3 protein-coding genes are annotated in these 11,760 nt (G+C 64.5%); 2 read left to right on the forward strand and 1 reads right to left on the reverse strand.

Going from position 1 to position 11,760, the window contains the following annotated elements; all coding sequences use genetic code 11:
* Positions 1 to 109: 109 nt before the first annotated feature.
* The gene (locus ABNF93_RS34145; RefSeq protein WP_349332403.1) at positions 110 to 5,059 is read right to left on the reverse strand and encodes a DNRLRE domain-containing protein; all 4,950 of its coding nucleotides are present in this window, start codon (positions 5,057 to 5,059) and stop codon (positions 110 to 112) included.
* Between the two features lie 1,060 nt (positions 5,060 to 6,119).
* On the opposite strand from ABNF93_RS34145, the gene ABNF93_RS34150 reads away from it, so the two are divergent.
* Together ABNF93_RS34150 and ABNF93_RS34155 are read left to right on the forward strand one after the other, a co-directional pair.
* A complete protein-coding gene (locus tag ABNF93_RS34150) occupies positions 6,120 to 8,429 on the forward strand; it encodes a peptidoglycan recognition protein family protein (RefSeq protein ID WP_349332404.1) in 2,310 nt (769 codons plus the stop codon).
* 1,250 nt (positions 8,430 to 9,679) lie between these two features.
* Complete coding sequence (locus ABNF93_RS34155) at positions 9,680 to 11,653, forward strand: PASTA domain-containing protein (protein WP_349332405.1); 1,974 nt, start codon at positions 9,680 to 9,682, stop codon at positions 11,651 to 11,653.
* Positions 11,654 to 11,760: the final 107 nt, after the last annotated feature.

The raw sequence follows: 11,760 nt of genomic DNA on the forward strand, positions 1-11,760 counted from the left end.
GACGCCCATCCCCACAAGGAAGAACCGGCTCGATCACAGACCACAAACCATCGTCGATCACACCTGAACGGATCATGAAACCAATACTGGCCGACCACACACCACATCTTTAGGAGACACGACCTAAGCCGACCTTGTTGTAGGTGTAGACGGTCTTCCGCGCCGGATCACCCTGTTCATCGACGGGGGCGTTGGACTCGACCAGCTCGTCCATCGGACTGTAGACCGCGGTCGAGATTGCACCGTTGGGCGCGGTCGCGGTGGTGATGTTGTCGTTGGCGTCGTACTCCGGCGCCGGTGTGGTGATGAACTCCCCCGCCGCCTGGTCCTTGGGCACGACGTTCTCACCCGGCCGGCCGAACACGTCGTAGTCCTGGGTGGTGACCTTGCCGGCGGCGTCGGTGACCTCGGTGACCTGGCCGCGGATGTCGTAGACGAACGTGGTGTCGTCGTTGTCCGGGTCGGCGTCGTCGATCGTCTGCGGATAGCCGCTGTCGTCGTAGTCGGCGAAGGTGCTCGTGTTGCCGTTCGCATCCGTCGAGGTCAGCAGCTGACCCCACGTGTCGTAGGTGTGGGTGGTCTGGAAGTCATCGACCGGTGTCGCGGTCGCGGTGCCTGCCGGGTCGGTCACCGACGTCAGGTCACCCTCGAGGTTGTAGTCGAACGCCCACTGCCGGCCCTCGGGGCTGGTCTTGGTGGCCAGGTCAACCACATGCCCGTTCAACGCGACCGGGTCATAGGTGAACCTGGTACCTACATGAGCGTTGCTGTTTGCCTTCGGGTCCTTGACCTCGGTCGGGTAGCCGGTCTTCGGGTCGTAGACCCAGGTGGAGACCGCGCCGTTATCCTCTTCGAGCCGGCTGACGTTGTTGTCGGAGTCCCACTGCAGCGCCGTGGACTCCGACTTGGCGTTGGTGATCTGGGTCGCTCGGCCCCGGTTGTCCAACTGGTAGCTGGTGTCGTGGGTCATCGGATCGGTCACGACCGTGTTGATGAAATCGCCTTGTGGCCCGTCCGGGTCGGTGTAGGCGATCGCCGTGGTGCTGTCGCGCCGGTCGGTGATGCTCTTGTTCCACCAGTGGAACTGCGGGTCATCACCGGGCGGGTCGTAGTAGGCCAGATCGGTGGTGTTGCCCCGCGGGTCCGTGACGGCCACGAGTTTGACGTTCTTGTTGCCCTGGTCCGCGTCGTAATCGAACCGGAACACCTTCTGCACCGATGCGCCGGCGCCCGCGCCGTCGACCATCTTCGCCATCAGACCCTTGTCGGTGTAGGCGAAAGTGACCGTCCGGCCGGAGATGTCGGTGAGCGAGGCCACCTGGTCGATGATGTGCGGGTTCGTCAGATTGGTTCCCGACTGCTCGGCACCAGTGTCATCGATCCACGTGTAGTCCTCACCCTTCTCGTAGTAGTCCAGGCTCAACGTCTCCCGGCCGGTCGGGTCGGTGATGTACTTCAGGAACTTGACCGGCTTGTTCATCGACTTGCGATGCTCGTAGGTGAAGAGCATCTCGTTGCCGTTGTTGTCCACCACCGCCGACAGGTAGCCATCACAGTCGAAGTAGAACTCCGTCCGGTCCGGGCGGGTCATCACCCACGCCCGGTCCTCCTGGGTGTTCTGGGCACAGGTCACCAGCCGCTGCAGATACAGATGCACCCCCGCCGGGGACACCCACTCGCTCCCGTTCCAGGTGAAGAAGTGGCTGGTGCCGTCCCCGTCGGTCAGCGTGACCTTGGTCGGGTTCGGGTTCGGGTGGAAGTCCAGTGGCGAACCCAGCCGCATCAGGGTCGATGCCTGCAACGACCAGCCATACCCCATCGACGAGGTCGAGGTGTCGGTGGAGTTGTAGGACATCCGAACGAACGTCGACAGCCCACGTGAGGGGTTGGTGAACGCGTCATAGGACCACACCGTGTTGCCGGAGTGAAGGTTCGTCACCGCCGCCGACCCCGCGCCGGTATCGGTGCCGGCGTAGGAGAACCACCGCTCCAACCCAAGCTCGTCAGAGGTCGGGTCCTCCACCGCCACGTGCTGGTCCAGGCTCGGGATCTGGTCGGCCGACTCGGACAGCCACTGCCCCGCCGAGGTGTTACGCAGGTCCCACTGCAACACCGCTGCTTCACGCTTGTTGGTGTTGCCCGTTTCAGCCTGAACCGGTGCCTCGACCTGGGCATTGACTGTCACCGTCTCACCCGGCGACACGTCTTCAGGCAGGGTCGTTTCCAGCCGGTTCTCCGCCGTTGTCACATCGGTGCCGTCCGGCAGCGCCCAGTGGTAGGACAGCTTCCGCGAAGACGCGGGCCACGTAGTGGCCGTCGTGTTGGTGAGCGACACCTCCGTGGCATAGGGCTGACCTTCGGTCATCTGCGCCGGGGTGTCCGGCGCGTAGTAGGTCGACTCCGTTGTCTTCTCCAGGTACTGCACGACCAGCTGCGGCCGCAGCTCCAGGTCGCGGGTGAACTCACCGGACAAGAAGATCGCCCGCTGCTGCGGACCAGACGCCGACTCGTCCCGCACCTTGAGCAGCAACCCGTGATTGGACGCCGGGTCATCCACCCAACCCTGCACGACGTCGTCCATCCACCAGGTGTGCCGCTTCGGGTCGAGATCGATCCCGGACACGGAGTCGCCCACCTGCGGGTCGTACTCCCCACCCGGTGTCCACGCATCGCCGGTTGCCGCCTGGTTCCAGGTCGCCGTCGTCTCGGCGTACGGGGCGGTCAACGCGTGCGCGTCCACGGTCGCGCCTGACCCGGTCGCCTCGGTTTTCCACAACATCAGATCCGCGTCAGTGACAGTCACCCCCGACGGGATCGCCGACAGATCGGGAAACTCCACCAGCACCCGTGTCTTGCCGTAGGTGGAGGAGTTGTTCCCCACCATCAGCCACGGCTCTCCATCGAACACGTTGAGATTCTGAGTCGGCAACGTCGAGGAGATGGTGGTGTCGGAGGCGTTCAGCTGCAGGATCTGCATGATCCGGCCCGCCTTCGGCAGCCGCGCCAACTGCGTCGTCGACGGGACGACCGTGCCGTCCTTCCGCTTCACCGCCACCATGTAGTAGTAGAAGGTTCCCACCGGATCCGTACTGTCCGCAGGAGTAGGGATCGCCGAGGTGTCCGTATAACCGGTCGCAGTCTTCGCCACCGGCGCCACCAGCGTCGCCGCCGACGGGACGAAATGCTGGGTCTGCGTCCGGTGCACCTGGTACTCGACGATGTCATCCCCGGCCGCCCCGCTCGGATCCTGATACGCCGACCACGACAGCGCCGCACCCGTCGAATACGACTTCCGGATCGGGTTCAACTCCACACCCGGCTCGCCATAGGTCAGCACCAGCTTCGGCCGGACCGCCGTCTCGTCCTGGTAGATGTACTCACTCGGCAGATACCTTGGCCCACCACGACCCAACACCGACTCATCGGTCGCCTTGATCATGAACCCGTGATTCGGGGCCGTCCCCTCGATCCAGGACCGCACCGTGGAGGTCACCGCATACGCATGCCACCGGTTGTTCCGGTTGGCCAGCTTCGTGACCCTGCCCCACTTGGTGAACTGCACCGCATCGGCGATCGTCGCCTTCGTCGAGTCCGTCGAGTCCCGCAGCACCACCTTGTGCGACGACCCCGCAACGAACGGCTTCGTACCCAGCGTCGTCCACACGCCCTCGCTGCCGGCCGTCTGGTCCACACTGTAGGCCTGGGACCCACCGTCATAGTGCACCGTGTACGAGGCATTGGTCGGCCGGTTCGTGCTCGGCACGTAGTGCGCCTCAACCTCATAGTTCCCCGACAGAGCGAGGTTCGGCACCCAGGTGAACGTCTCACCCGACGTGGCATTCAGGTTGTACTGGTAACCCCCACCCACGGCGTACTGCGGCAACGTGCCACTGTTCGACTCCGGCCACGCACCCGTCCACGAAACCCGGCCACTCGAAGAATTGTCGACGATCTCCCGGTCATGACCCACCGCACCACCCGCGGCATTGATGGAATTCCAGGTGACCGTTGCCTCATTCCACGGGCTGTCGACCCGACGCGCCTCCATCTCCACGTCAAAGTCGTTCGTCGTGTGTGCCTGGTCGAAATACAACATCAACTCGGCCGACTGAAAGTCAGCACCACCCGGCGTCTGCACCTGCGAGACGTCGAACTGCACCAGACTCCGCACAATCTGCGTGTCCGTCGTCCCCACCGACAACCGGCCACCATCACCGAAGTTCGTCGTCGGTGTCCCCGACTGGATCAACGCATCCTGCCCGTCCGCAGGGTTCGGCACGATCTTGATCGTCGGATCCACCACCACCGGAAACTTCCGTGCAGAACTCGACAGCCACTTCCCGTCCGCCCGCACCGTCACCGTCACCTCAGACCCCTGCTGGTCCAGGGTCTGCGTGACCTGATCCGACCACACCTTCCCGTACGGCGACTCCGCATCGTCGGCCGCGTCATACATGAACGGCTTCGGCATCACCCACAACGGGTCCGACTCCACACCCTTGCGCCAGAAGCCGATCCAACCGTCCTCATCCTGCCGCGCCTCAATACCGCCACCGGCATGCAGTGTGAAGGTGAACACCGCATCCTGGCCGTCAGCCGGAGCCGACTCCAGGACGATGTTCTCCTTCAACCCGTCCGTGCCCACCTCATAGGACACGTCCGCCGAACCGGCCACATCCGGGTAGGTGACCGTGGAGCCCTCCACCACCGGCCGCACAACGGTGGCCTCACCAGGCAGACCCAGACTCAAGCTTCGGCCTGCGTGTTCGAATCGCATCAGCCGATCCGTGGAGTCACCGAAAAAGCTGCCGAACGCATTCGACTCGTTACCCACCACAAAACCCGGCCGCCTCGTCGACGGCCGCACACTCGTGTCAATCTCACGCCAGTCACCGCCAGCGTCCCGGTAGTGAACCGGCGCAGCCGACAGCTCCGCCTGCACCCGACCATCCGCCAGCTCGAACACCTTCCCGCTCGCCGAACGACGACCCGTCAACTCCCGAACCCGCCTCGGCTCCGGCAACGCCTCACCCACCGGCACCGGTACCCGGCGAGGCACCGCCTCCTCCGACCTCACAGCCCGAGCCGAGCCCGCCTCCGGCCCCGCGGGCTCGTCCTCACCACCCAACAGACCCGCAAACCCGCCGCCAACCAGCCCAACCCCCGCCAACAACCGGCCCCACACACCCGGCCCATCATCGGACGTCGCAGCTGACTCGGCCGCAATCGCAGGCGCCTGCAACAACGACAACCCCACCAACATCGCCGTCACCAACGCCAGCAGTTCTCGACGACGATCCCACCTCGCCCTGCGACGGACGGTGGAATGCCGCGCTGCGATACAAGACCTACGGCTAGGAATGGATCCAACATTTCGAGCAGTACGACGCGACCCAGGCATGGCCACTCCCACCAAAGGATCAACAAGGCAGCGAATATGTAGCGCGCCCCACCGCCACACCGCTAGGTCCAGTTCGCGAGATCGATTAGTCCGGAATGCGGACGCAAACCGGCCGATTGACAACCTCCAAACCGATCTATACCAACCCGACTGCGACCTTTGTCACGATTTGTCGTGCCATGGATCCACATCACAGAACGGCATAGATCAGACAAGACAGGAAGTCTTCACAGACACGTCAGAAGCGCAGGGACCAGAAGGCACGTACCACAAGTGGCCAACTTGAACGAGCAGCCAACGCAGCCTCCGCGGATGGCTCATTTCAAACCCATCCGTCACCCAAGCCCGCCGACCAGCAGGCGCGCTACCGGATCGGGACCTAACGGCTCTGGGCACCACACATTCGTGCTCCTAGGTGGTGGAAGCCGGCCGAACCTCGACGCCGACCACCTCGCGCACGTATGCATCGCGCCGCTCCTCGCCGCGGACCACGCTCGTGCGGACCGCGGTGGCCTAGTGCGGGCTGTTCGCCGGATCTCGGGCTACCCTGCCGCATCCATGGAGGCTGGAAGCATCGTCATTCTTGGTCAGTTCTGTGCCTGGCCTAGCGATCGCTCTGTGCGGTAGTCTCCGACCGATTTGGTGGACCTCTCTCGAGGCCCACCATTCTCTTGTCCCATTCAAATCGGACATTTCATAAGCAAATAAGGGACTCAGCGTGAGATCACGTCGGGTGTGGGGGTCCGCCTTGCTGGCGGTCGCGGGCCTGACGGGGGTGGCAGTGGTGGTGGGACCCGGCGTCGTTGCGCCGGTGAGTGAGAACGATCGGAGGTCTGGCGCGCGGGAGAGGCCCGTCACTGAGGGCGCCGAGGTGGTCGATGCCGCCCGACCGGCGCCGAGCCGGCACCGTTCGATCGTGCCGGCCCGTGACGAACGTGGCGGGGCGGCCGTCGCCCGGCGAGAGACCTCATTGTTCCGCACGATCGGCGCGACGTGGTCCGATCCGACCGCACCGGTCGACGGGACCATCGAGGTACGGACCAGAGACGCCGAGACAGGTGCCTGGTCGACGTGGTTCACCCTGGAGACCGATCTCAACCACGCTGGCGACAGCGAGGTCGGCGGACGCGGCGGCTCCGAGCCGATGTGGGTCGGCGCATCGGATGGCGTCCAGTTGCGGGCGAGCTCCGACAGCGCACGGTCCGCCCTGCCCGAGGGGCTCAGGCTGGACCTGATCGGACCGGAAACCCTCAACAAGACAACAGGGGCGCCGATCAAGCCGGCGGCGTACATGCTGGAGGACCCCACGACCTCACCGTCACCCACCGCGGACGGCACTCCCGAGCCGACCGCCACGCCCGCGGAGACGCCGGATCCGAGCCCGTCGCCGAGCCCCGAGCCGACGGACCTGCCGTCACCTACGCCGACGGCAACCCCGACACCCACCGCGACCTCGACGGTGCCGTCTGCGCCACCATCGACGGTGCCGAGGCCACCGATCGTCAGCCGAGCAGGTTGGGACGCCGACGAATCACTGGCGCCGAAGCCGCCGAAGTACCTGCCCGATGGCGTGATCAGAGCGGCCGTCGTGCACCACGTCGTCAGCAGGAACGACTACAGCTGCTCGGAATCACCCGAAATCATCCGGGACGTGATGTACTACCAGACCGTCGTCCTGCGGGCTCCAGACGGGACCCCTGCCTACGACGACATCGGCTACAACTTCCTCATCGACAAGTGCGGCACCATCTTCGAAGGGCGCAAGGGCGGAGTTGACCGCCCGGTCCTCGGCGGTCACTCCCGAGGCTGGAACAGCCAGACCACCGGTATCGCCGTTCTCGGCAACCTCAACACCGCCACCCCGACCACCGCCATGTTGACCTCGATCGCCCGGCTGGCCGCCTGGAAGCTCGACCAGTACGGCGCCGAACCGGATGGCACCACCACGATGACCGCCGGAGACACCAACCTGCACAGCTACACCTTCAGATACTTCACCAAAGGGCAGAGCTACACGTTCCCGCGGATCGTCGGCCATCGTGACCTCAACGCGACCGAGTGCCCTGGCACGAACCTGTACGCCAAACTGCCCACCATCCGGAAGTGGGCATCCGGCCCGGTGCAGAGCCTCAAGGTGACCTCTGTCTCCGGCGCTGGACTGTCCGGATCGACGTACTACACCAAAGGCGGCATCACCGTCGGCTGGATCACCAGCACGCCGTCCAGTCTGATCACGAAGTTCGAGATCCTCGTCGACGGCACCGTCGCAGCTACCACCTCACACACCGCGCGGTCGGCACAGCTCACCCTGCCCTCCGGGACCCACAACGTGCAGGTGCGCGGGATCCACCAGTCAGGCAGGAAGACAACCACGGCCGCACTCGCGACGCTCACCGACACCACTGCGCCGAAGTTCACCACCAACCCGAAACTGTCGCTACGCAAGGGCACCGTCAACACAAGTGCCGTCCCAGTCGCATTGAGATGGAAGGCGACCGACAACACCAAGCTGAAGAACGTCAAGCTGACCTCCCCCACCTCGCTGACCTTCGCCCCATCCACCACCAGCCGGAACCTCACCACCAAGGCCGGCACCACCCGCACGTGGTCGATGACCGCCACCGACTACGCCGCAAACATGCGGACCGCATCGATAACCCGGACACCGGTCATCCTGCAGGAGTCTTCCGCCACGCGAGCCGGCACGTGGAAGGCGAAATACTCCAGCAACTACCTCGGCGGCAAGTCCTACACCAGCGCCACCAAAGGCTCCAGCCTGACCTGGACCTTCACCGGCAGATCAGCCGCATGGATCGTGTCCCGGGCCTCAGGGTCCGGCCAGGCCTACGTCTACGTCGACGGCACCCGCGTAGCCACCGTCGACCTCCGATCGACAACCGTGAAATACCGCCAGGCGATCTGGACCAAGACCTGGACCTCCAGTGCCAAACACAAAGTCAAGATCGTCGTCGTCGGCACCAGCGGCCGCCCGACCATCACCACCGACGGCCTCACCTACCTCAAATAGCCGGGCCGTCCTATGCACCCACCCAGAACACAAATCCGCTGGCCACCCAACAGTCCACCCAACCCGGTGACAGTACTCCTCGCCATCGGCGTCCTCGCCTTCGTCGTCGCATTCTGGCTGGCGGTGGCGTGGGGCATCACAGTCGCCGTGAACCGACCGAGTGAATCAGAATCCACGCCAGCGCCACCGCAACAAACCAGCACCCGCTGGAGCTAGCGGCGAAGGCCAACCCCTCCGCCGCTAGCTCCTGCATTTGCAGAGGATCCGCTGGTTGGCAGCACCCTGACCCCTAATCGCTTGGCGCGCCGAGAGGAGGCCTGTAGTGGCACTATCGGCCTGCGATCCACCCGCGCGACAAGCGACGGGACCCGTGCTGACGCTAGGGAGGATGTCGCTGCTACCTGCAGCATTACTCCCCAGCTCTGCCAGCCCGGGCGTTCCTTGTGGCGCGCGCGTCGACCTCAAGACTGGCCGATTCCGGCCAGTCGACCACCTCCGATCGATCTCGCTTCCCCACCACGGCTGATCACTGAATGTCCGATTCATCCGTTATGGTTTCTTTCATCGGGCGCCGCTAATCTGCTTGAATACAACTATTTCGGGCCGACATTGGTGATGCTCTGCGCTCGGACTGCACCACCTTCTGCGTGGTGTTCGCCGCCCGTCGCGGATCCAACAACACGTTTCGCGTTGGCGGCCGGATCACCCCTGATGTACACATGGGGAGCTTCTGACCCAGGGGGTTCAATGTCTGGATTACGCCATCCTGCTGATCAGCAGCATTCTTGCTGCCTGAGGTCCTTGTCGCCGCTGCCGGTGCAGCAGTGAACGAGGATCTGTGGGACACAGCCGAGCTTGATAGGCAGATTGGAGACGGCACAAGGCATGCGCCGTCCAGGGCCGTTGCCGGGTCCCGCGGGCACTACTACGGCGACAGGTCGCCAGCACGTTCCCGGGCCGTTGACGTGGTGCCGGATGCAGATGCACCCTTCGTTGGGGGATCGGCTCACGCGGACGGACGCGCACCGAGGCGACCTACCGTTCCAGGTAAGACGTCACACAGTGCGCCCGGCTCGCCACGGTCGCCTCGTCGACGTCGCGCCCTCCGGTCAAAGCGCCGGAGTCGTCGCTTGCGCAGAGCGGGTATCAGCCGATTCGGCCGTCGGCTCATCGCACTCGCAGCCCTTGCCGCCATTGTGTACTGGCACCGCCAGTCTGAGCTCACCGCTGCGACCGCAGTTTTCGTCTGCGTGGGCGGCTTCCTGCTCTTCATCCTGTTCACCGCGAGCAGGCAACAGCGATGGGATTCCAAACCCATTCCCGCTGGGCGGATCGTTGCCGTCGTTCCGGCGTTCAACGAGGATCCAGCCACGCTTCGCGCCTGCATCGAAAGCCTCCTCAGCCAGTCACTCCCGCTCGATGCGATCTACGTTGTGGACGATGGCAGCGATACGCCGGCGCAGGTGTACCACCATCCGCGGGTGTACTGGACAAGGACGGCCAATGGCGGCAAGCGCCACGCCCAAGCTGTCGGTCTGCAGGCCGAGAAATGGCGCGCCGACTTCATCGTTACCGTGGACAGCGATTCCGTTGTCGCCCGCGACGGCGTGGAACGGCTCATGCGCGCCTTCTCCGATCGCCGTGTGCAGGCCGCCACCGGGCTGCCCGTCCTCCGTAACCGCACACGCAATCTCATCACCCGGCTCACCGACATGGAGATCGTGTACGGCTGCCTGACTCTGCGAAGCGCCCGCAGCGCACTCGGCTCAGTCATTCCCACCTCTGGCGCGTCCGCCGCATATCGCGCCGGCATCGTTTTCGACAATCTCACCGACTACCTGACGTCCGGCACGTACAGCGATGACCGCAGGCTCACCCACTACGCATTGCAAAGAGGCCGGGTCGTATCTGTCGACGAGGCCGTCGTCGAAACAGAGATGCCGAGCACCCCGCGAACGGTATTCAAACAGCGGCTGCGCTGGTTCAAGGGCTCGTTCAAATGGCTGCCCTGGGAACTCCGCCACTTGCGTGGCGTGCCGCTGGCGTTTCGGGTCTGGAACCTGTCGATGTTCCTCGCCTACCCCATCTTCATCGCACACGGCGCCATCGTGATGCCACTGACAGGTCACGCACTGACCCTCACGCCAGTGCTGTACTGGCTCACCCTGTTGTACATCCAGGCGTTCTACTACGTGATCGGGCGCAAGGGCGTTCCACTGCCCGAACGCCTCGCGTCCTGGGCCGTTCTCACCCCACTCGTATCCCTGTTCCAACTGGCCCTCATCCGGCCGGCAATGTACTTCGCCACAACCCAGGTCAAGAAGGAATCCTGGGCCACCCGAGGCACCGCGGCGCCTGTGCAGCACGGCACCATCCGCGCGACATTGCTCACTGCAGGCGAGAAATTCGTCCGGATCGAAGAGAAGCCTGACGACCCCATCACCGCCGAACTGCCAGTCGCGGAGGTTCTGCAGTTCGTCTCTGGATCGCCAGCCGATCCGGCCCCGGTTCCAACCGTCCCAGGTAGCCGTGACTTCAACGCCCACGGCGTTCCTGCAGCGAGGCCGCGGATACGCACGAAGTCCAATCGGCGCCCTCAGGTGACGCTGGCATTGGCCGCACTCGTGATGGGTGTGCTGTGCGGCGTACTCGGCGCGTCGATCTGGTGGTCCACAGAAACCTCTGACCAGCGGGCCGCCGAAGCTAGGAATGTCGTCGAGGTGCCGTCGTTGATAGGCCTTCCCGTCGAGGAGGCCCGCGAACGACTGCTCGCCGCCGGGCTGCAACCAGGCAAACAGCTCATGGAGGCAAGCGACACCGTGCCGGCCGGGCGGATAATCCGCACCGAGCCACGCGCCGGAGTTCGAATCGCGATAGATCAGCCGATCAACTTCATCGTCTCCGCCAGTGCAACACCCGGCACGGTTCCGCGCATCATCGGTAGCAGCCTCAAAGAGGCTCGGAAAGTACTCGCCAGAAACGACCTTCGCGTCGGGAAGCTCGTCAGACGGGACTCGCCGCAACCCGCAGATACCGTCCTGGATACGACGCCACCACCAGGCACCATCGTCGCCCCAGGGTCGAAGGTCAGACTCGTTATCGCCAGCGGATGGTCGGTTCTTCCCGATGTTCGCGGACTCAACGCCGACCAGGCTCGCAGCACGCTGCGAGCGGCCGGATTCGTCGTACGCCGCGCCACTGTCACTAGCTGTTGCGGTTCATGAGGTTGGTGACGCGGTGGTGGGGGTTGTGAGGAGCTGAGGCGGGTCTCCGTCGGCAGGATGTGAAGCGCTGACCACACGTCCTGTTCCGAAGGAGACCCGCGTGTCCC

The sequence above is a fragment of the Actinopolymorpha sp. B9G3 genome (assembly GCF_040120725.1).
Taxonomy (GTDB): domain Bacteria; phylum Actinomycetota; class Actinomycetes; order Propionibacteriales; family Actinopolymorphaceae; genus Thermasporomyces.